This window comes from Croceimicrobium sp. (assembly GCF_965228705.1).
Classification (GTDB): Bacteria; Bacteroidota; Bacteroidia; order Flavobacteriales; family Schleiferiaceae; genus Croceimicrobium.
Window position 1 is genome coordinate 2,056,332 of the sequence record NZ_OZ245832.1, and the last position, 21,524, is coordinate 2,077,855.

Consider the following 21,524-nt stretch of genomic DNA (forward strand, 5'->3'; position numbering starts at 1 on the left):
TTTTTCTACTTCCTGATATTTCTCATCCTTTGAGGCTCCAAGCCCCACTACATTTGAACTAATGAAAGCTTTTTTAGTACATAGCATTTTAGGGTTTAGCCTGTTGTTCTCGCAGCTTTACAACAGTGTTATCACTGCTGTGTATGAGCTTAATTATCAGTATTACTCTACCGTGCTTTGCGAAAACGCTGATAGACCAGAACTTCATTGCGAAGGGAAATGCTATTTCGCTAAGCAATTGCAACTGCATGAGGATTCGGAGCCCAGCAGCCCTCCCAGACTCTTGCCCGAACTTTTACTGTTTAGTCAGGATTCTCCAAGCAAATTGAACTTAGGAGTTAGTCTTCCCACGGATGAAAGGCCTGCGTACTTTTTAAAGTCAAAAATTCAATCCCCCTTTTTAACAGAGATCGATCATCCTCCCAAAGTTTAAAGCATTTCTCTCCTTCAACTAATGTTTTAAACTTTAAAGAAATCAAGATGAATATCTCAAAAAATTTGGGCACTATGGCTTTTGCCTTAGGCCTGGCTCTGCTGTCTATTTCCTGCGAAAAAGAGCCGGATAACACAGGCCAAACAAGTCCCGATAGTCCTTTACAGAATTACGTTTATTATGGTGAAAAGTCTACTGCTTTCGCCGATGTGAAACTCTACTTTGCTGAAGATGCTTTTGTGGGTTACAATCGCGTGGCGGTGGAACTATTTGAAAGCGGCAGTCAACAAAGAATTGAAAATGCTTCCCTTTCATTTCTCCCCCTAATGGATATGGGCACCACCAAACATAGCTGCCCTTTCGACAACCCTGTTTACAGTGCAGAGCTTGAAGCTTATCAAGGTAGTGCCACCTTTATTATGCCCAGCAGTACTATGGCCAGCTGGACCTTTGGCCTGATTGTCAATCACAATGGAAATATCGACACCCTCAGCTTTAATCTTGAAGTGAAAGCTAAGGCCGAAGCCAAAGTAATCAGCTTTATTTCTGCTGCGGATAGCCTAAGTGCCATTTTCATTGCCCTCAAGGAGCCCAGCAGTCCGGAAATTGGCTTAAATACTTTGGAACTGATGGTCTACGAAAAGGAAAGCATGATGTCATTTCCGCCTGTGAGCGATTTCAGTATCGAAGTGGAACCAGAAATGCCCTCCATGGGACATGGATCTCCCAACAACGAAGATCCCATTTCGATTGCCAATGGTCTTTATAGGGGCAAGGTAAATTTTACCATGAGCGGGTACTGGAAGTTGCACCTGAAAATAAAAGATGCCAATGGCCAAACGCTGAATGAAGATGCCGCTTTCGACATCAGCTTTTAAGTAAACATGTGATTCCCAAACCGGATTTGGCTTAGGGCGCCGAGCAATTATCAGCGCCCTAAATCCATCCAAAAGTCTAAACCATGAAATGGATTTGCACAGGCTTTTTTATTCTGCTAGCCAGTCTTTCCCGAGGCCAATCAGATACCCAAACCATCGATCTTAAGCACCTGAGCTTGGATGAAGTTCTGGTTTTGGATAATTGGGAAAATAAGGACGCCCTTAAAAAAACGGCCGATAATCATCAGTTGGAACTTCAACTCAAACAGCTCAAAGGGGTAAATCTTATTTCGCGAGGCAGCTTTGCGCAAGAACTGATATACCGTGGTCAGGCCGATGGTCGAATTCAGGTGAAACTCAATGGCATGCGAGTTTACCATGCCTGTACAGATCGTATGGATCCTTCCACCTCCTATATTGTTGCTAATAATTTAAGTTCCGCTGAGCTAGCCTCATCCTGCGAAAGCCAATGCAGTTCTAATGGCTTGGCCGGCAGCATTAATCTTAAAACCAAAGAAGCGAGCTTCCATAAGTCAAAGACCTGGCGTTTTGGCTTTAGCCAGCAATTTCAGACGAATACTCATGGTCTGAATTCCGCATTTTTTATGGAGAGTAATTCCGAAAAATTGGCTTGGCGACTGAATGGCACATGGTTAAAAAATGCCAATTATCGAGATGGTCGCGGACAGGAAGTATTGTACTCACAAAACGAAAAGCAAAACTGGGCCCTGAATTCCGTTTACCGCCTATCTCCAAAACAGTTTTTAAAATTGGATTTCATTTTTGACCTGGCCACCAATGTGGGATATCCAGCCCTTCCCATGGATGTTGGCCTGGCCAGAGCATTCATTGGCGGACTCAGCTATCACAGCTATCACCCTCTGGGGCCTTTTGCCAATTTCGAATTGAAACTATACCATAATGACATCTACCATGAAATGGATGACACACAGCGAGAGGAGGTTTTTATGCATATGGATATGCCCGGATGGAGCCGCACCTCCGGTATAAGTTTGGAAGCCATGAATTGGAAGACGGGAGCACATCGCATCAACCTGTTTACAGAGTATTACAGCAATTTCAGAAGGGCTGAGATGACTATGTTCCCCAGCAACAGCAATGAATCCGCCATGTTTATGCTTAGTTGGCCTGATACCCGCCTTAATGGTATGGCATTGGGAATAAGTGATCATTGGCATTTTGCTAAAAACAGTGTGCAGAGCACCATCCGTTTTGATTATGAAAGCTCCTCAATCCTGTCTGAAATCGGCAAAGACCAATGGACCGGAATGGGCTACACCTTAAAATCCCCCAGAAACTTTTTACTGGCTCAAATCAAAACGGCATTCCGTCATCAACTCAATCCAAAAATCAGCCTAAACAGCGCAATTAGCATCGGATCCCGCGGCCCTACCACTTCAGAGCTTTATGGCTTTTACCTATTTAATGCACACGATAACTATGATTATTTAGGGAATCCAGATTTAGAGGCGGAACAACTTTTAAGCTTGGAAATTGGTCAAAGCTATCGCTCGGAAAAATTACAATTTAGCACAAGCCTATTTAGCCAATTCTATCGCAATTACATCTTTGGCCTAAACACGAACTACGACGCGATGACCTACGGAGCCAAAGGACTCCGAGAATATCAAAACCTGGCCCATGCCACTTTCTGGGGATTGGAATTGGCAGGGGAATACGCATTTAACAAAAAGCTGGGCAGCCGGATCAAATTAGACTATTTGCGAGGCTTTCATCCCGATTTCGATCTACCCCTAATTCCTCCACTCCAAGCTCTAGTAGCCCTAAACTACCGCTACCAAAATTTCCGCTTTTTAAGTCAAAGCCGGATGGCAGCGGAACAAAAGCATTTCAACACCGCCTATGGCGATCGCTATACACCGGCTTATGTGCTCTGGGATGCCGGAATAGAGTACCAGCTGGATATGGAAAAATACCAGGCTACATTTAGCCTCAATGCCAATAATCTATTCAATCACTATTACCGCGATCATCTAAACTGGGGCGCCTTCCCAAGTATGGGCCGGAATCTGATTCTTAGCCTTTCCCTTAAAATTTAAGCTAGAAAGTAATGAAGCCCAGTCCAGTCTTTAAGATCATGTGCGCCTTCATAGTGATAAATATCATTTCCCTGCTCAGCCAGGCATTCTACTTTAGTTTACCTAATTAAGGGCAATGGGCTTATGCGACAGTTTTTAACTTTCTTCCTACTTTGTGCTTTAGTATTTTCCTGCAGTAAAGACGAAACAGCCCTTTCGGAGCCTCAGGGCAGGATTTCAATCGACTTTCGACATTTTGCCGGCACAGACTCCCTTTTAATTGCTAAAGAGTATTACCCTAATGCTGCCGGAAATGAATACCGGGTTTCCTATTTAAAATACTTCATTAGCGGACTTAGTCTCTATAAAAACGGCCGAAAAATCTGGCAAACCAAGGCTCCTCCCATTTCCATCAATGCCAAATACCAGGATTGCTTACAAGCCGCTTTTGAGCAGGTTCCTGTTGGTAGCTATGATTCTTTATCCTTCGCCTTTGGCATTGTTCCCGAATACAACTACCATGGAGGATTTGAAATCAGCAATGATGACTATGATATGTACTGGCCCATCAATTTGGGTGGAGGATATCACTTTATGAAGTTTGAAGGCCATTGGCGAGATGGGGATGAATTCGGCACTTTCGCCTTTCATGTGGGGGCTAATGAAAATCTGATCATCCATGGCTTTAAGCTTCCGCTGGATGTGCAGGAAGCTCAGAGTACCTTCATCATTATGACCATGGATACCCACGAATGGTTCGAAAACCCCTATTTATTTGACCTCAGCAAGGAAAACGGGTACACCATGGGTAACCAGGGGCAAATGAATAATTTGGTATTAAACGGCCAACATGTCTTTAAGGCTAAACTGCAGGACTTCTAAATAGCTCCAATCATGAGACTCTTTCAAACCTCACAAAAAACCCTGCCCGCCTCTATTCTTGTAAGCGTTTTCCTAGTCATGGTATTGAGCATGGCCCTGAGTTGCCAAAAAGAAAGTAAGCAGACTACCAGGCTAAAGCCCTATATTATTGAGCTCCCAAGCAGTTTTCCCAGGCTTGAATTCCCTGAAGATAATCAGCCTTATGTAGAGCGCATTGCCCTGGGGCGCAAACTGTATTACGACTCAGCCCTGAGTAATGATGGCCGCGCCTGTGCCAGCTGCCACATTCAGGCTTTAGGCTTTACCAAATCCAGTCAAAATGTAACGCCTGTTCTACACCATGCGAATCTCGCCTGGAAAAACCGATATATGTGGGACGGTAGCCAAAGTGGAAGCCTGGAGGAGGTTATGTACTTTGAGGTGACTGAGTTTTTTAATACCAATGTTTCCAAATTTAATAGTCACCCAGAATATCCCGCGCTTTTCGAGGAGGCCTATAATTCCTCAACCATTACGGCTGAAGACCTAGCCAAGGCTCTGGCCCAATTTGTACGCACCTTAATTTCTGCCAATAGTAAATACGACCAAGTAATGAGTGGCCAAGCTTCATTCACCGAGTTAGAAGCCAAAGGGCATTCTATATTTACCGGCGAAAGAGGAAGTTGTTACCACTGCCATATTCCTCCGCTATTTACCGATAACAGGGTGCATAATACTGGACTGGATAGCACTTATGAAATCCCGGCAAATCAAGGCTATTTCCAAAGCTCCGGCGATTCCAGTCATCTGGGACATATGCGCACGGCAAATCTTCGCAATATTGGTTTACGGAGCAGCTTTATGCATGATGGTCGCTTCAATGATCTGAAGCAAGTTTTGGAACATTATAGTAATGGTGTAAAACAGAGCCCCAGCTTGGATCCCGTAATGATTAAGTCAAATGGGTCTGCGAAACTTCATTTTACTACGGAAGAAATAGAAGCCCTGGAAGCTTTCCTCAATACTCTTACAGACTCCACATTTATATCCAATCCCGAACTTAGTGAAGCCTAAATCATGAAAACCTTAGCCCGCTCGGGCCACTTAAGCATTAGTCGGATTTTCACTTTCGAAATGGCGCATGTTCTTAGCAACCATCACGGTCTTTGCAAAAATCTACATGGTCATTCATATAAACTGCATATTAGCTTAAGTGGAAAAGTTATCGATGAGCCTGACGCAGCAAATGACGGGATGATTATGGATTTTGGTGAACTCAAGGAAATCGTTAATAAGCATATTCTCAGCAAGTTTGATCATGCATTGGTTGTATACCAAAAGGCTGCCAATGCCCAAGACTTACTTAATTTGCCCTTTGACCGAATTGAAGTATTAAACTTTCAGCCCACCTGCGAAAATCTGGTTTTGCATTTTGTCCATTTGTTAGAATTAAATCTTCCAAAAAAGCTTAAGCTTCACAAGCTAAGACTGTATGAGACAGCAAATTCCTACTCGGAATGGCAAGCTTAAACGGCACATTTCCTAATTCTTTTCCATGCGTCTTAATTTCCTCGTCCTTTATAATCTCTGCTCCAATTAAGGGCGAAACTCTTCTGAAATTTAAGGCTAACACAATTGCTGCCTTGGCTTTTCAGCCTGGACTATGCCGCTATTTGGCATGAATCATGATATCTTGTGGACGCTTAAATAGGTTTATTTAGATATTCCAATGTCAAAACAAATCTTGAGACTTAGCATTATTATAAAAACTCTGATGAAAATTTCCCCTATGAAAAAAGCCCTACTCCTCTTATTTACATTCGGTACCTTCAGCATGAGCGCCCAAGGTTTAATTAGCAATGAGCTACATCACGGTCATCAAGCCGAAGCGGAAGGAGCCATTGGCCCTCAATGTGGCTCGCACTTCCTAATGGTGGATCAGGACCAAAAAACGCCTGGCTACCTGGATGCCTCCAATAAGGCTCTGCAAAATATTATTGAGAATCTTGAGCACAAGTCCAAGACCAGCACTACTGCCACCTTAACCATCCCGGTCGTATTTCATGTTGTCTATAATAATGGGGATGAAAATTTACCGGACTCGGTTTTCCAAAATCAAATCCGAGTTTTAAATGACAATTACAGTCGCCAAAATGCAGACACCAGTTCCCTGCGTCCCGAATTCCAACCTTATGTTGGAAATCCCAATATTCAATTCGTTTTAGCGAGCCAAGACCCGGATGGCAATCCCACTAATGGCATTGCCCGAACCAGCACCAATGTGGAGCATTTTGGTGGTATTTTACCCTATGGCCCTAATCAATCCGCGCAAATTCAGCAATGGGTAGCCGATAGCTTATTCTATAATTTATTTCGGATCACCGAAGACAGTCTGGGTGGAGCCAGCGCCTGGGACACCGAGCGCTATCTTAATATCTGGGTTGGCGACCTGCGCATTTTCGAACCGCAATTCAACAATTTTGAAGAGTTGGTTTTCTTAGGCTTAGCTCAGCCACCCGGTAATCATCCCAATTTTGCAGGTACGGGTTTCGACACCCTTCAATATAGTGACGGCGTATTGATGCACTATGTTGCAATAGGGCCTAATAACCCAATCGATTACCCTGCTGCCTATGCCAATTTAAACAGCACTCTAGACGAAGGAGACCTGGTAAGTCATGAGGTGGGCCACTACCTTGGATTGCGCCATATTTGGGGAGATGGTGGCTGTTCCGCCGATGATTACATCGATGACACCCCGCTTTCGAACAATTCCAATCAGTTTAGCTGCAACAAGCAAAGAAATTCCTGTGTGGACACCATTGGCGGAGCGGATTTACCAGATATGATTGAAAACTTCATGGACTACAGCGCAGATGCCTGCCTAAACTCCTTTACGGTCGATCAAGCGGCAGTGATGCGCGCAACCCTATTTACTTATCGGCCTAATGTATTTACGATAGGGCAAGAAGAAATTACCCTAGCTAGCAGCATTCAATGCTTCCCCAACCCAAGCTCGGGCAAAATCAATATTGTTTCAAATGCCGATCTACAAGATCTTCAGGTAAAGATTTTCAATAGCGCAGGCATTTTGATTTCTGAAAACCACTTTCATTCTGAATCCAAAATTGAATTGAACTTGGAAGGACCATCAGGACTGTATATCGTTCAAGTGAGCAGTGCTCAAGATCAGGTTAGTTTTAGAGTTTTGAAGCACTAAAAGAAAATCTTCGATATATCAAAAAGCAAAGAAGCCGTCTCGATTTTAGATCAAGGCGGCTTCTTTTACCTAAACTAACCTAACTATATATGAAGAATCAATCAGTGATTAATACTTTTTGGAACCCATTGTAATTTCCGCTGTGACTCTTAATTCTAAGCAAATAAACACCTGGCTTACAGTGACTAACATCTAGCCTATAAATCATCTGCCCCTCTTCCCTATTACTACTTAATGGAGACTCTATTACACGACCTGAGAAATCAGAGATCTCTATACTCAATTGCTTGGCTGATTCTTCTGCAAGGGCAATATTCAACTCAGTAGTTGCTGGGTTTGGCCAAATTTCAATCTCCTCATTAAAGTTAAACTCCTCGATATTAATACCTTGAATAGCAACTTGTTTTATAATTGAGTTTAGATCACAATTTCCTTCAGCTATCAGTTTTACCGAGTAAAGTCCGTTCGCCAAATAGCTATGGTTTACTAATTCTCCACTTCCGCTAGTTCCATCGCCAAAATCCCAAGTATAGGTGTTAGCCGACTTGGAAGAGGAGGCATTAAAAGATACATCCGCTTGATTTAAAGTGGTACTAAGCACTTGGTACTGAAAGTCCGCTATTGTAAAAGATGTATCCACATGAATTACAACCATGGTATCTGGACGGTTGCAATCATTTGACAGACTGGTTTTCCAATTGTAAAAATAACGGTACTCCGATTGAGTATTAGTCCAACTGCCATTGCTGGATTCAATAACAGATTCTAGCAAGTTAATTCCGGCATATTGATCTTCAAAGGGAAAGCCTGGTGACTGATTCTCATAGCTTAATAGCAAATTTCCACTTGCCTTGGCTGCAGAAATAATGTAATCACCGGCCGTTAACCTCTTATTCACTTGCAACCAAACTGGTTGGTAAACACTAAGCGGATTAGCAATAGCGATCGTATCTGCAAAGAGTACCGTTCCTGTCGCTAATTCAAGAATATTAAGAACCAGTCCACCCGTATTTCCTGCAAAAACTTGAACTGAATCCAAATTTATTGATCCAAAAACCTCAAACCTTAATCCGCCTTTTTGAATAGCATGTGCAGCATTCAAACTTGCTGAAACAAGCCCTAAGGTGTCGAGCGTTTTATAACCTTCACTTCGTAAAACAAAAGATGTATCTGAGGTGCCAATTGGTCCGATATTGATGCTATCCTCTCGTCCAAGAAATTGTCCATTACTCGTTTCCCATCTATAGCGTCCCCCATCCTTAGGAAGGATTAATATTACCGATTCTCCTGGGCAAACAGTATCCTTTGAGAGGCTTGGTTCAGGCTTAGCCTTGGATAAAAAATATCGAGAAAGAACCAAGGTGTCATTGTCTTTATTTTGATCCCCAACCAGGTCCGAAATAGCAGCAATTCTATAAGCACCGCCCGTAAAAGTATTGATCATCCCTAAACTAATTGTGTCTGAAAAACCTGAATTCAGTACACCTTGATAGGGAATTGATCTGTTTAAAATATTTGGCCCGGTGACATCCAATTTAACATTAAAACCAGATTGATTGCTCAGTCCCACATTCGAGATTACGGCAAAAACATGAGTGGAAGTATCACCACATCGCAAGGAGTCTAGTCCTAGTATTTGATCAACCGAAATATCGTTCAATATGGGAGTGTATTCATCAGCCCCAATATCTGTAAATAAAGGAGTTAGGACAAGTCTTGGATCGCTATCAATATCTTCAAACACCCCTAAAGTTGTATCTCCGATATTGTTGGGTAACTGTCCTGTAATGTGTAAATCGAAATTAGACCTGAACCCCGGAAGCCCAAACAAACTATGGGCATTTAGGCTGGGAGCAACTCCCTGCCAAGCCGAAAGACTTGAATGGCTAAGCCCAGCATATTTCACTACCTGGCCGGAACTGGATTGCGAATGATAAATATTATAATCCAGAACATCATTTGTGTTTACAGCATCTAAACTGGCAGCAAAACTCGATGTGGCTGAAAAGATATTATTTCTCAGATCAATATGTCCATTTCCAATTGAGTTAATACCGGTGGCTCCAAGTATACTATTGTGATACATGGTTGTGTAGTGGGAATCGTACAAGGCAACTCCATCTCCTCCAGAACTGTAGAAAAAATTATTGACCAACAATGCTCGGCCGACAGTATCAACAGTATTAAGACCATCTAACATTAAGGCGCTCCAACTTCCTTCCACTTTATTTCCAGATATAAAGGGGGTCCTTGACTTGAAAACATAAATCCCAACCGCCCCTAGAGGCATTGAACTCACCTCTTTAAAAGTATTTCTATGCACCTCAAGACTATCCACATATTCAAACCAAAGGCCTGTGAAGGCAAAGCCTTTTAAAGTATTTCCTTCTACTCTAATATTTGAATCGGGGTTTGCAATGTTGCCACCCTCACAGTAAATGGAATTATCCCCTCCAAAAATATGGGAGTTTGAAATAGTCAAGTTACTGCTTGAAAGCCCGTGGATAGCGCTATAACTAAATCCAGATCGTACAGAATCCATTTCGATTTGACAAGAATCAATAACTATTTGATGGCTCGAACTAAGCCTAATTACTTCTGCTGATCCATAGGTAGTTGCAAGGTTCTGAATTGTAAGTCCTTTGAAGCTAATATTTGAAACACCATCCAACCAAATAGTTCTGGCTGTTGCAGCCCCCGAGGGATGACTTAAAGTTGAGTTATTACCCTGAAAGCTTAGCGTATTTTGAGATGACAATCCAGGAATGAAATCAAGATGCAATGTATCATTGTAGGTGCCGGCTTCAATGTTAAAAACAACAGGTGCGCTTATTCCACAATTTTTCAGCCTATTTGCGACCTGTGAGAAGGAGGAAAAATCAGCACTGGCTGAGCTGCCCACGGAATAGGTTCCTGCCAAGGGATTTAAACAAGGTTGACAAAAAGATATTGGCCCAATCCAATGATTAGTATCAACAGTGCAATTACTTCGAATCAAAAACTCATAACACTCTAGTGCATTCAAGGTATCCAAGACTAAGGAATCAATATTAACAAGGGTTTTATGTCCCCCTGATGTGCTTGTTCCCTGGTAGAATCCCTTAGGGCCAACCCATAATTCGTAGCTGTTTACATATAAACCCTCTGTCCACCTTAGGACTGCAGAAGTATCTGACAAGGAGGAAACTGCCATTCCATGGGGAGTACCACAATTATTGGTCTCATAGTAAAAGTCATCAATAAAAATACTCTCACGGGAATCATCCTGACCATGCATAAGGAAAATTTGATCATCATTTCCATTGTAACCATGCAAAGAATCCAATTGAACTATTACTTCTTCGTATACTCCAGTACTATCGGGATATAGGGTATCCAAAATGCTTACGGCTCCGCCTACCCTATCAGAATGTGTGGTTCCGACAATTAGTCCAGCAAGTTTTGGATCTGTAAATGGAGCGCCATAAAGTTTGGCAGTAGCATTATCATCTGACAAAATTTGAAACCTTATTTGCTTGTCTCCATTGGGCATATCTGAAAATGAAGGACTCAGTATTACCAGTGAATCCTTGATTAAAGAAAAGCCATCATTGTCGAAGTTAATATGATGAATTCCTGAAAGTGCATTTATCGAGTCTACATTTAAAGAGATACTGCTTGCTTGTGACAAATTAGTATAAGGTCTCCAACAGTGATCGGCTAGTTGTGACCCACCTTCAAAATCTGTAAAATAGGGAGCTGTAAATGCTTGACAAGCCAAACTGAAAGGTACAGGACCGTAATAAACTGAATCACAAAAACTTTTTACGTATAAATCATAGGCACCTCCAGAAACGAGGCCATTCCACGAATTGGCCAGAACAGTGCCAGAAGTACCTGATAGAACCACCCCACCCAGGGTTGGAGAGTTCACTGAAAATGCAGCTCCCCTTGCTACCCAGCTATATTCAATTTGAGTGTTTGTATCCGCAACATCAACAACAAATGTTGCGGAGCTATCTGTTCTGGCAATAAAACGAACATCCGTCACTGGCGTGCAGGCTGGAATTTCGTGATAGTTTATATCATCAAGATTAAACTGCCCCTGAATGGCCACCCCTTCCATACGGAAGGAAATGTACTCATCTATTCCATTATAGCCCGCATGAGAGTTAAAAGGGACTGTAACCTTGTAATAACTTGAATTAGCTTTGGGATAAATAGTTTTCAGCAAAGAAAAAGTAGACTTCGGATCAGAAGACTGTAAGGTGCCAACCTTAACTGGTTCTCTAGCATTCCATGGGAACTTGATGTAAAAACTTATTTGTTTTGTACCCGAAGTCAAATCAGGTGTATGAGGTAGCACAAGAGATAATGTGTCATTATAGGTATTTAACAAGGGGTCATTGGTATTCCTATTTCCACCAGCTACAAAACAAAGAGGCAGACTATAGCTATTTGGCGCATAATCGTCAATATAAGCTACGCTATTTGGCAATGTAGAATAATACCCCCAGCAAGAAGGCAAAGAATCTACCCTATGCGCATCAACCGGTTCACAGCCATAATAATATGGAGCTTTTATTGAGCCACAAAGAGTATTGAAGGTAGCGACAGCAGACCAATTTGAGCTTCCTGAAGAAGAGCAGATCGCTCTAAGCCTAGCCGCATAGTGATATAAACTTTTGAGATCATTTAATGTAAAAGAAGTAGCCGACAGAATGGTATCCTTAATGGCGCTTTGATTTCCCAGGCCAAAATTCACCGCATTGCGATCCCAATATTGAAGCTCATAGGAAGATGCTCCTGTTCCACTCCACGAAATGGTTGCACTGGTATCTCCGACAGTCCCCACCGTAATTTGCAGGGGACCGCTACAGGCACCCGAATTATCCACTCGTATGTTATCAATAGCTACATTATGATAGGGATTGGTATTATTAGTTGTACCCGGGTTAAAGGAAGCCTCTAAACGAAATCTCAGCTTACAGCTATCCAATTGCGCGCTACCACTTAGGTATGGGGATAAACTCACGGTGTGGATTATCCAAGTTTGCTGGCTTTGATCCTGCAAGACAAATATCGAATCATGCCAAGTCTGTCCGTCGAAAAAATCAACACTAAACTTATTGGCATTCGGAGCTAAAGCTGCATAGGTCTGATTATAGCTTAATAGCGAAAATGACAATTCAGGAGTTGTCAGTATGGTTAAATCCAGATACTCTGTTTGTAATTCCGAGACTTGTCCAACTGCTGTTAAAGAATTACCCCTTGAAAAAAGAACTCGACCATTATCTCCTGACTGGTCATTAGGAATGCCGTCCACATTCCCCCAATTTGAAAAAGTCCAGAGAGCATTGTAAGGTGAATTTGTATATCCGCTCCATCCTGGAGGAACAGTCTGTGAGGGATTTGCAGGATCTATTGAAAATGACTCTAAAAATGGAGCAGACCGCTGTCCATAGGCAAATAGGTGAATTACTAATCCAAAGAGAATTAAAGTTCGTTTCAATCTCGGCATGTTATATTCTTATTAAGTGGAACAAACGCTTATCATGAAACCAAACTTAGCCTAGTGGAGAATTGAAAGTCTAAAAAACGCATAGACAGCACATAGACATTTTACTTATAAGCCTGTTGACCAGCGCATTAAAATGATACCTTCGAAAGTCTAAAAATTTAGAGTCTACAATTCAAAAGCAATGAATATGCAAGTGCTCAGACCTTTGACTATTTCATTTTTAATGTTTTTCCTCCTGTCCACTCCATTCGCCACTTATGGACAAAAAACTGAGCGACAATACATAGACGATCTGGATAAGCTCATAGAAACCCATCCAGATTCTGCCTTAATATTCATCAATAAGGAACTAAAACAAATTCAATCCAAGCCAAATAAGAAGCTCAAAGCGATTCTTACCCAAGAAAAAGGAGTTTTATTCATGATGCTCAAAGAGAACAAAAAGGCAACGGAACTATTCTTTGAATCACTTGAACTCTTCAAAGAAATAAAAGACACTGCCGGGATGGCTCGTTCCTACTTAAATTTTGGGAATTTATCCGATAAGGAAGACCATCTGCGAAAAGCTTATTATCAGCAGAGTTTAAAACTTTACCTGGACTTAAAAGACACTATCGGAATATTAAAATCCCTAAACAACCTTGGCCTTTTTCACATGGACAATGCTCAATTGGACTCAGCATCGCATTATTTTCAATTGGCTCTATTAAAAAGCAAAAACCTAGGATCGGAAAAAACTCACCTTGTCTCCCGGTTTAACAACATAATCCTAAGGTATCATCTTAATAACAACAGCCTCGAAGCAATCGATTCTCTGAAATCCCTAAAGGGAAAACCTGAGGTTCGTTCTCAAGAAAGACTTTATATCAATGTCAATCATTTAATCTCGCAACTTTATATAAAAGTGGGCGAATCTGACTCCGCAATATCTTATATAAATAAGACCCTAGATCTATCAAGCCACAATTTCCTATACATCAGATCTCAAGCACTTAAAATGCTAAGTCGAATTTTTTACGATAAAAATGAATACAAGGAAGCTCTAAAATTTCAAGCAAAATCCGATTCTTGCCTACTCAAAATTGAGAAAAACAATAACCGTAACCTTATAAAGCTTTTAGAGCTTGAAAATGAAGTCAAAGTAAATAATGAAAATTTAAAGAGGCTCAACTCGGAGGTTTCGTCCTCAAAACTTATTAGGGCATTACTAATTGCCCTTTTATCATCAACTTTCGTGTTCAGCCTTTACATTTTTCGACTGCTTAAGTCGAGGCTGCGCAAGCACCAGGCGATGCTAAAGGCTCAAAAGGATCAAGCTTTTGCAGAGCAAAAACTTTTGAATATCGAATTGCAGAATGAACAACTTAAAAGCGATGCACTGAATGAAAAACTGCTTTACACCAAGAGCGAGCTTTCGAGCTATACTGCCAATTTTATTCAACACAATACGATAATCTCTGACCTCAAAGCTGAAATAGAAAGCATTAAAAAATCGACCAAGGACCAGAATGCGCATCAAAAACTGAGGGAGCTAAGCATAAGACTAAATAAAATTGTAAACCGCGATGAGGCCCGGGCAATTCTAATTGAAAATGCTTTGGGTGTTAATGATGAACTCTTTTACAAGATTCAAACAAAGTTTAAAAACCTATCCAAAGAGGATATGCATCTTTTATCTTTAATCATGCTTGGTTTAAGCTCTAAAGAAATAGGTGATTTCTATAATATTGAAACTCAGAGCGTGTTCACAAAACGCTATCGCCTCCGAAAAAAAATGGGGTGAATCAAGATGTTAAGCTGGAGGATATTCTTCAGCAAATTTCTAGAGAAAATTAGACCCTTTCTGATGAACGGAGCCAATTCCCATTTAATAGGACAGAGGCAAAGCTATTTCTCAAACAGGTTAATCGCCAGGTATAAGGGTACCATCAATACGAGCGAGCGATAGAAGTGATTATCGATATGCAGCCACGATAAATCTTTAATCCTAGATGCGGTGCCGCATCACTATCAAAACCGTATTTATACTTCAGGTAAATTATCTGAAAAGAATACGATTAAGAAGCTGCAAGCCCCTCTAATATCCTAATATCTTAACACTTATAAATTTGCTTATTAGAGCTGGAATAAGCCTTTCCCTATTTACTTTACTGGACTAAACCCCCACCCAGGCCTCTCGATCCAAGCTCCGATACTGCACCGCCTCCGCTACATGATCAGCCTTGATCGAAGAGGAACCTTCCAAATCCGCAATAGTGCGAGCCACCTTTAAAATACGATCATAAGCCCGGCCACTAAGGTTTAGTCTTTCAATGGCCAACTTTAATAAATCCCGACTGCTTTTATCCAGCGCACATACTTCCCGTAATTGCCGACTGTGCATTTGGGCATTGGCATAGATTCCTTTGCTCTTTTCAAAGCGATGGTTTTGGAGTTCCCTAGCCTTGACTACTCTTTCGCGAATGGCTTCACTGCCTTCCGCCATTTCGGTTTTTGCAATTTCGTCGAAGGATACAGGGCTCACTTCTACATGAAGATCAATACGATCCAAAAGAGGACCTGATATACGATTGAGGTATTTCTGTACCGCTCCTGGGGCGCAGACGCAATCTTTGCTGAGATGATTAAAATAGCCACAGGGGCAGGGATTCATGGAAGCCACCAGCATAAATGAGGCAGGAAAATCCACACTAAAACGTGCCCTTGAAATAGTCACCTTGCGATCTTCCATGGGTTGCCGCATTACTTCTAACACCGTCCTTTTAAACTCTGGTAACTCATCCAAAAAGAGGATTCCATTATGGGCTAAACTTATTTCCCCGGGTTGAGGATAACCTCCACCACCTACCAGAGCGACATCAGATATAGAATGATGCGGACTGCGATAGGGCCGTTCTGCAACCAGACTCTGCCCCTGCTCCAAGCGACCCGCCACGGAATGCACCTTGGTTGTTTCCAAGGCCTCCTGCATGCTCATGGGCGGTAAAATCCCCGACATCCTTTTGGCTAACATGGTTTTACCAGCTCCCGGCGGACCAATTAAGAGCACATTATGAGCTCCGGCTGCGGCAATTTCCAATGCTCGTTTCACATTAGATTGACCTTTGACTTCTGAAAAATCAAAGCTGGGTTCAATAGTCTTTTTCCGAAACTCATCCTCAATATTTATTTGAAGAGCTTCCATGGGCAAATCACCACTTAAATGATCTACAGTTTGTAAAATATTAGTCGCCCCAAATACTTTTATTCCAGAAACCATTGCTGCTTCTTTTGCATTTTCCTCAGGTAAAATCACCGCTTTAAAACCTTCTTTTCGAGCTTGTAAAACGGAGGCTAGGACACCCTTAACCGGAACTAAGCCACCATCGAGTGAAAGCTCACCCAGAATTAAATAGTCTTGTAAATCAGGAAAATCCCGCTGCTTGGAGGCCGCCAAAACCCCCAAAGCTATGGGCAAATCATAGGCCGAACCTTCCTTTCTAATATCAGCCGGAGCAAGGTTTACAGTAATTCGAAGGCCCGGCCATTTTAAAGCATTATTTCGCAAAGCCGCCACAATTCGATGTTGACTTTCTTTTACCGCCGAATCCGGTAAACCCACCAAATAAAAATTAATTCCTTGATCCGTATGGGTCTCTACAGTTATAGTTGTGGCAGTTACTCCGAGTACGGCACTGCTGTATGTTTTTACAAGCATATTCAGGTTTTGGTTTATTCATGAATCCCCTACAATTAATTAGCAATAGTTCTTTATTCTTTCCAAGCATAAAAATCATCCATCCATCACTAAAGAACATGGATTAATAGTCGATAGCTTCAAAAATATTTACTTTTGTAATTACCTTTTATTAAAAGGATTTATTAAACGTTTAAAAACTCACAACAACATGTCTAGAGTACCTAAATCCGCACACACACCAAAACAAGTAGCCGAATACCTGAAGAGCCAGATTGCTGTTCGCGGAGAACGTGGTTTAAAAAATGCTTTTGCTGTTCAATTCTTCTCCCACTTTAGTGGTGAAGAACTGGAGGATATTATTGCTTCTTTCCAGCGTGAACTCAACAAACGCTCCGACGCCGAAATTGAGCGCTTGCGCGGAATGTTAGAAGCTAAAAGCGGAAAAACAGTAGAGCTAAAAGACTAATTCCATCTGTTTTAACCGTTTCAAAACACTTAAGGTTCGCTTCTGTGAAGAAGTGGACCTTTTTTATTTACAGGCCAAGGCTTAAGCACCCTATATTTGCTGAGTATAGATTTTAAAACTGAGCAGATGAGTGATGATAAAAGTGCCAAATTAAAGGCCTTAAAACTGACCCTCGATAAATTAGATAAAACTTACGGTAAAGGAGCAGTAATGCGTATGGGCGATGCCGCCGTTGAGCAAATTGCCACCATTCCTTCCGGTTCATTAGGTCTGGATTTAGCCTTGGGCGTTTCCGGATATCCACGCGGTAGAATTGTAGAAATTTACGGTCCTGAAAGCTCAGGTAAAACCACCCTTACCCTGCACGCCATTGCCGAGGTGCAAAAGCAAGGGGGTATTGCTGCTTTTATTGATGCCGAACATGCCTTTGATCGCGTATACGCCGAAAATTTAGGCATTGATACCGAAGAACTAATAATCTCTCAACCCGATAATGGTGAGCAAGCTTTGGAGATTGCCGATAACCTGATCCGCTCCGGAGCTATCGATTTACTCATCATCGACTCGGTTGCCGCCTTAACACCTAAAAGTGAAATTGAAGGTGAAATGGGCGATAGTAAAATGGGATTGCAAGCCCGATTAATGTCGCAAGCCCTGCGAAAATTAACCGGTACTATTAGTAAAACCAATTGCTGCTGCATCTTTATTAACCAGTTAAGAGAAAAGATCGGCGTTATGTTCGGGAACCCTGAAACCACCACTGGTGGTAATGCCCTTAAATTCTACTCTTCAGTACGCTTGGATATTCGCCGCATCTCTCAAATCAAAGATTCGGAAGGTGTAACCGGAAACCGTGCTCGAGTGAAAGTGGTGAAAAATAAAGTAGCCCCTCCTTTCCGTCAGGCAGAATTTGACATCCTTTACGGAAAAGGCATCTCCAAAGTAGGAGAAATCATCGACCTTGGCGTAGATCATGAAATCGTGAAGAAATCCGGAAGTTGGTTTAGCTATGGCGATACCAAATTAGGACAGGGTCGTGATGCCGTTCGTCAATTATTGGAAGACAATCCCGAATTGGCCGACGAAATTGAAAACAAAATCAAAGAGAGCCTGGCTGCTAAATAAGCCCGCCTCTTCCTCTACTTTGCCGTCTTGATTTGATCAGGACGGCATTTTTATTTTAACAACAGGCAGCCCTTTAGATTTTCTGCATCTAATCATTGCCCAAGCTGATGTATTAATTCAGTCGGCCTCCTTACTTTCGTACTATGAGATTTTCGAGAAGCATGCTCTTCCTGGCCAGCCTTAGTTTGCTCGCCTGTAATAATGAGAAAACCAGCCACGCTAACAACAACCTTAACGAGGCGGACAGCACCGAGACCACAATTCAAAGTCAAAAGCCCAAATCGAGCTTAGATAGTTTGGATGCCTTAATTGCCGCTGAGCCTAATAATTTAGAAGCCCTATCTGAAAGAGGATATCAGAAATTACAACGCAATGATCAGCAAGGTGCTTGGCTCGACTTCCAAAGAGCCTTTAATGTAGACTCCACCTATGCACCTTTATTACTTCACCTGGGCGAATTAAATATGCTTCGCAATCAAAGCAGACAGGCTCGCAACCGCTGGACCCAATGCGCAAATGTGGATCCGGAAAATATCGACTGTCGTTTAAATCTGGTAAAGCTCCACGCCAGTATTCAAAACTTTGAACCCGCATTGAAATACGCCAATGAACTCATTGACATTGATGAGTACTTCGCTCCGGCTTATCTCTATAAAGGTATTATCGCCCGGGATTCTCGTCATGATACTGATTTGGCTTTACAGTATTTCCAGAAAGCGACCGATCTGGATCAAGACTATATTGAAGCATTAGACTTAATGGGCGTTACCCTGGCCTCGAAAAGAGATACACTGGCTCAATATTATTACAAGCGTATCCTGAACCTCGAACCCAACAATGCTGAGATATATTACAAATTAGGAGTGCATTATATGGAAATCGATGAGCTCAATCGCGCCATCGAGGCTTATACCAAGGCCACCCAATTAAATCCCAATGATGCCGATAGCTTCTATAACCTAGGCTACATCTTTACAGTTAAGGTGAAGGACTATCACGAAGCCCTAGATTATTACAGCAAAAGCATCAAGGCTAATCCTAATCAAAATTATAAAGCTCATTATGGTAAAGGCTATGCCTATGAAATGTTGGGCGATGTAATCAATGCCAAGAAGGAATACCTTAAGACCTTGGAATTACTGCCTGTTCACCAACCTGCCAAAGATGGCCTTCAACGGATAAGAAACTAGAATGAGCAATTGGTATCAGCACCTGAACTGGGACGATGAGGCCCATCAGGATTTCTATCAACATTATCGTCAGGCTGAGGCCGAAAAACAAGAATTGGCCCTGCTTCATCAGGCCGAATTACTCAGCAAACACTTAGACAACACCACCTTAAAGGCTGCTGAATCCTTATTAATTCTATGGATGTCGCAGCATTTTAACACGGAAAATGCGGCTCGGGTTTATGAATTAATGCAGGCCATCTGCACACGCATTGGGGATCACGACCGCGCCAAAGATTTTAAGAATAAACTGGACAAGATTAATGCCGCCCCAAAGCGCTAATCATACGCGCAGGATAATCGGTAATGATTCCATCAACACCCCAGGCCTTCAATTTCTCGGCATCGGCAATTTCATTAACCGTCCAGGGAATCACTTTCATCCCCGAAGCCTGTAACTGCTTCACCGTGGCTTCACTTAAGAGCGAAAACTCACAACTGTAAATCGCCGGAACAAATCCCAAATCTTTAATTTGCTCTGCCGGGCTGCGCTCCCCATCTTCACTTAAATAGGCCAGAGATACTTGAGGGTATTTTTCATGCATGTAGCGCAAGGCCCGAGGATCAAAACTTTGGATCACCAATCGCTCCTCCAAACTGGCTTTAGCCAAAGTTTCCATAACTCGATCGCAGTAAAACTCCAAACTGGGATAGTGCACCGCATCCCATTCGGGCTTTGACTTAATCTCAATATTATAGAAAGGCTCTTCACGATTCACCATCAAAGCCGCTTCTTCAGCTTCGAGAATCACGTCTAGTAAGCGAGGTTTAGCCGTTTTCAGATGTTCTTGAGCCGGGAATCGCTCATAGACCTTGCTCCCACAATCACAGGCTGCAATTTCAGAATAGTTATAATGGAATATATTGCGATCGGCAGAATCGGACCATTCACCACCTTCTGCATCCAGGCAAATATCCGTATTGAACCAAGGCTCATGCGAAAGTAGAACTACCGAATCCTTGCTTAGCACCACGTCCATTTCCAGAGTCTTCACTCCTTCCTGTAAAGCGCGAAGCATGGCGGGTATACTATTTTCGGGCGCCTCACCTCTTGCCCCACGATGACCTTGCCAATCAAAGGCTTCCGGTTCACGCGTTCCGGTTTTGCATGCCGCTAACAGCCCGCATAGTAAAATGATTAATAGCTTATTTCCCTTTACGGGTTGCTTCACCAATCCAATCCCACATTTCATCTGGAACAGCTTCTAAAAAGTTCAATTCACCGGCCCCTAAAAGCCACTCACCGCCATCTATGGTAACAATCTCGCCATTCATATAAGCTGCAAAATCGCTCACCAAAAAGGCTGCTAAATTGGCCAACTCATGGAGATTACCTGCGCGTTTCAGCGGCACTTGATTCTCTAATTTCAGCATATCGGGAATATCTCCCGGTAACAAACGACTCCAGGCTCCTTCGGTTGGAAAAGGCCCGGGTGCAATAGCATTAAAACGAATACCATAACGTGCCCACTCCACGGCCAGAGAACGCGTCATCGCTGAAACTCCTGCCTTAGCCATTGCCGAAGGAACAACAAAGGCCGAACCTGTAGCTGCATAGGTAGTTGTAATACTTAAAACCACCTTACCCTGCTCTTTATTCTCAATCCACTTTTTACCAAAGGCAAGAGTGCAGTTCTTCGTTCCCTTAAGTACAATATCGATAATGGCATCAAAAGCCCCCGGCGAAAGTCGTTCGGTTGGACTTATAAAATTTCCGGCAGCATTATTGAGTAAAACATCTACCTTACCATAATGACTGAGTACGGCATCGCGAAAGGCTTCTACCTCCTCGTATTTGCGCACATCACAAGGAAAGGTAAATACCTCGCTACCTTTTTCGGCCATCATTTCTTGAGCCGCCTTTGCGAGAACCTCAGCACGTCGACCGCAAATTGCCAATTTAGCGCCAAGCTCGAGAAAGTACTCTCCCATTGCCCGACCTAATCCGGTTCCTCCACCGGTAATTACGATCACTTTATCCTTTAAAGCTCCCTCGCGAAGCATTCCCTTGTGGGTCATGGTATGCATTTTTGTGAATGCGCAAGATAATTAAATATGCGCCGGAGGACTGCT

At 42.4% G+C, this 21,524-nt stretch carries 16 protein-coding genes; 12 read left to right on the forward strand and 4 right to left on the reverse strand.

The window, feature by feature from the left end:
* Positions 1–61: 61 nt before the first annotated feature.
* From ACO05P_RS09420 to ACO05P_RS09450, 7 genes are all read left to right on the forward strand, one after another.
* Complete coding sequence (locus ACO05P_RS09420) at positions 62–433, forward strand: hypothetical protein (RefSeq protein ID WP_421750379.1); 372 nt, start codon at positions 62–64, stop codon at positions 431–433.
* A 47-nt stretch (positions 434–480) separates the two neighbouring features.
* On the forward strand, positions 481–1,311 hold the full coding sequence (locus ACO05P_RS09425; RefSeq protein ID WP_421750381.1) for a FixH family protein: 831 nt from the start codon (positions 481–483) through the stop codon (positions 1,309–1,311).
* A gap of 83 nt (positions 1,312–1,394) precedes the next feature.
* Entirely contained in the window at positions 1,395–3,392 is a 1,998-nt protein-coding gene (locus ACO05P_RS09430; protein WP_421750382.1) for a TonB-dependent receptor, read from the forward strand.
* A 123-nt stretch (positions 3,393–3,515) separates the two neighbouring features.
* Positions 3,516–4,253 (forward strand): MbnP family protein, encoded by a 738-nt coding sequence (locus tag ACO05P_RS09435; RefSeq protein WP_421750384.1) that lies wholly within the window; start codon positions 3,516–3,518, stop codon positions 4,251–4,253.
* Between the two features lie 12 nt (positions 4,254–4,265).
* On the forward strand, positions 4,266–5,306 hold the full coding sequence (locus ACO05P_RS09440) for a cytochrome-c peroxidase (RefSeq protein ID WP_421750386.1): 1,041 nt from the start codon (positions 4,266–4,268) through the stop codon (positions 5,304–5,306).
* Between the two features lie 3 nt (positions 5,307–5,309).
* The gene (locus ACO05P_RS09445; protein WP_421750388.1) at positions 5,310–5,762 is read left to right on the forward strand and encodes a 6-pyruvoyl trahydropterin synthase family protein; all 453 of its coding nucleotides are present in this window, start codon (positions 5,310–5,312) and stop codon (positions 5,760–5,762) included.
* 259 nt (positions 5,763–6,021) lie between these two features.
* Positions 6,022–7,452 (forward strand): zinc-dependent metalloprotease, encoded by a 1,431-nt coding sequence (locus tag ACO05P_RS09450; RefSeq protein WP_421750390.1) that lies wholly within the window; start codon positions 6,022–6,024, stop codon positions 7,450–7,452.
* A gap of 97 nt (positions 7,453–7,549) precedes the next feature.
* Here ACO05P_RS09450 and ACO05P_RS09455 read toward each other — a convergent pair whose 3' ends face one another.
* Positions 7,550–12,943, reverse strand: coding sequence for a right-handed parallel beta-helix repeat-containing protein (locus ACO05P_RS09455; protein ID WP_421750392.1), 5,394 nt, complete (start codon positions 12,941–12,943; stop codon positions 7,550–7,552).
* 196 nt (positions 12,944–13,139) lie between these two features.
* On the opposite strand from ACO05P_RS09455, the gene ACO05P_RS09460 reads away from it, so the two are divergent.
* Positions 13,140–14,735, forward strand: coding sequence for a tetratricopeptide repeat protein (locus ACO05P_RS09460; RefSeq protein WP_421750394.1), 1,596 nt, complete (start codon positions 13,140–13,142; stop codon positions 14,733–14,735).
* Between the two features lie 372 nt (positions 14,736–15,107).
* Here the strand turns inward: ACO05P_RS09460 and ACO05P_RS09465 are convergent, their stop codons facing one another.
* A complete protein-coding gene (locus ACO05P_RS09465) occupies positions 15,108–16,649 on the reverse strand; it encodes a YifB family Mg chelatase-like AAA ATPase (protein WP_421750395.1) in 1,542 nt (513 codons plus the stop codon).
* A 190-nt stretch (positions 16,650–16,839) separates the two neighbouring features.
* Here ACO05P_RS09465 and ACO05P_RS09470 point away from each other — a divergent pair, with 190 nt between their 5' ends.
* The 4 genes from ACO05P_RS09470 to ACO05P_RS09485 all read left to right on the forward strand — a co-directional run bounded on the left by ACO05P_RS09470 (position 16,840) and on the right by ACO05P_RS09485 (position 19,734).
* Positions 16,840–17,097 carry a hypothetical protein gene (locus ACO05P_RS09470; protein ID WP_421750397.1) on the forward strand — a complete coding sequence of 86 codons (258 nt, stop codon included), beginning with the start codon at positions 16,840–16,842 and terminating at the stop codon, positions 17,095–17,097.
* A 126-nt stretch (positions 17,098–17,223) separates the two neighbouring features.
* Positions 17,224–18,222, forward strand: a complete 999-nt coding sequence (gene recA, locus ACO05P_RS09475; RefSeq protein WP_421750399.1) for a recombinase RecA — start codon at positions 17,224–17,226, stop codon at positions 18,220–18,222.
* A 143-nt stretch (positions 18,223–18,365) separates the two neighbouring features.
* Positions 18,366–19,412, forward strand: a complete 1,047-nt coding sequence (locus ACO05P_RS09480; RefSeq protein WP_421750401.1) for a tetratricopeptide repeat protein — start codon at positions 18,366–18,368, stop codon at positions 19,410–19,412.
* A gap of 1 nt (position 19,413) precedes the next feature.
* Positions 19,414–19,734 carry a hypothetical protein gene (locus ACO05P_RS09485; protein WP_421750403.1) on the forward strand — a complete coding sequence of 107 codons (321 nt, stop codon included), beginning with the start codon at positions 19,414–19,416 and terminating at the stop codon, positions 19,732–19,734.
* Here ACO05P_RS09485 and ACO05P_RS09490 read toward each other — a convergent pair.
* Together ACO05P_RS09490 and ACO05P_RS09495 are read right to left on the reverse strand one after the other, a co-directional pair.
* Complete coding sequence (locus tag ACO05P_RS09490; protein WP_421750404.1) at positions 19,712–20,644, reverse strand: glycerophosphodiester phosphodiesterase family protein; 933 nt, start codon at positions 20,642–20,644, stop codon at positions 19,712–19,714. The two genes, ACO05P_RS09485 and ACO05P_RS09490, sit on opposite strands and share 23 nt — an antisense overlap.
* Entirely contained in the window at positions 20,598–21,479 is an 882-nt protein-coding gene (locus ACO05P_RS09495; RefSeq protein WP_421750406.1) for an SDR family oxidoreductase, read from the reverse strand. Before ACO05P_RS09495 ends, ACO05P_RS09490 begins: the two co-directional genes overlap by 47 nt.
* Between the last annotated feature and the right edge of the window lie 45 nt (positions 21,480–21,524).

Bases quoted from the DNA above. Each gene is read 5' to 3' on its own strand.
- ACO05P_RS09420 (WP_421750379.1), top strand. From the start codon at position 62: ATGAAAGCTTTTTTAGTACATAGCATTTTAGGGTTTAGCCTGTTGTTC.
- ACO05P_RS09425 (WP_421750381.1), top strand. From the start codon at position 481: ATGAATATCTCAAAAAATTTGGGCACTATGGCTTTTGCCTTAGGCCTG.
- ACO05P_RS09430 (WP_421750382.1), top strand. From the start codon at position 1,395: ATGAAATGGATTTGCACAGGCTTTTTTATTCTGCTAGCCAGTCTTTCC.
- ACO05P_RS09435 (WP_421750384.1), top strand. From the start codon at position 3,516: ATGCGACAGTTTTTAACTTTCTTCCTACTTTGTGCTTTAGTATTTTCC.
- ACO05P_RS09440 (WP_421750386.1), top strand. From the start codon at position 4,266: ATGAGACTCTTTCAAACCTCACAAAAAACCCTGCCCGCCTCTATTCTT.
- ACO05P_RS09445 (WP_421750388.1), top strand. From the start codon at position 5,310: ATGAAAACCTTAGCCCGCTCGGGCCACTTAAGCATTAGTCGGATTTTC.
- ACO05P_RS09450 (WP_421750390.1), top strand. From the start codon at position 6,022: ATGAAAAAAGCCCTACTCCTCTTATTTACATTCGGTACCTTCAGCATG.
- ACO05P_RS09460 (WP_421750394.1), top strand. From the start codon at position 13,140: ATGCAAGTGCTCAGACCTTTGACTATTTCATTTTTAATGTTTTTCCTC.
- ACO05P_RS09465 (WP_421750395.1), bottom strand. From the start codon at position 16,649: ATGCTTGTAAAAACATACAGCAGTGCCGTACTCGGAGTAACTGCCACA.
- ACO05P_RS09470 (WP_421750397.1), top strand. From the start codon at position 16,840: ATGTCTAGAGTACCTAAATCCGCACACACACCAAAACAAGTAGCCGAA.
- recA (WP_421750399.1), top strand. From the start codon at position 17,224: ATGAGTGATGATAAAAGTGCCAAATTAAAGGCCTTAAAACTGACCCTC.
- ACO05P_RS09480 (WP_421750401.1), top strand. From the start codon at position 18,366: ATGAGATTTTCGAGAAGCATGCTCTTCCTGGCCAGCCTTAGTTTGCTC.
- ACO05P_RS09485 (WP_421750403.1), top strand. From the start codon at position 19,414: ATGAGCAATTGGTATCAGCACCTGAACTGGGACGATGAGGCCCATCAG.
- ACO05P_RS09490 (WP_421750404.1), bottom strand. From the start codon at position 20,644: ATGAAATGTGGGATTGGATTGGTGAAGCAACCCGTAAAGGGAAATAAG.
- ACO05P_RS09495 (WP_421750406.1), bottom strand. From the start codon at position 21,479: ATGCATACCATGACCCACAAGGGAATGCTTCGCGAGGGAGCTTTAAAG.